Consider the following 241-nt stretch of genomic DNA (forward strand, 5'->3'; position numbering starts at 1 on the left):
GTACAGCATGAAATCGGCGTGCGGATGATGCACCGAGGTTGTGACAAAAGGCCATGTATCTGTCACAAAAATTCACCGTTCCGGCCCCGCCATCCCTCCCTGAAGCACCTTGGGGAAAATCCCCTCGACGCCGATCAACTCTCCAGCAGGAAGGTCACCGGCCCGTCGTTGACCAGGTGCACCTGCATGTCGGCGCCGAAACGCCCGGTCGCCACCTGCGGATAGGCCTCCCGCGCCAGTT

General features: G+C 61.0%; 1 protein-coding gene. It reads right to left on the minus strand.

Annotation, left to right across the window (positions count from 1 at the left end; translation table 11 throughout):
- Nucleotides 1–134 precede the first annotated feature (134 nt).
- On the minus strand, nt 135–241 hold a 107-nt coding region (locus tag ACNQO6_RS18500), incomplete at its 5' end, for a D-aminoacyl-tRNA deacylase (RefSeq protein WP_440209921.1).

This window comes from Acinetobacter calcoaceticus, assembly GCF_051947995.1.
In the GTDB taxonomy this organism is placed as follows: domain Bacteria; phylum Pseudomonadota; class Gammaproteobacteria; order Pseudomonadales; family Moraxellaceae; genus Acinetobacter.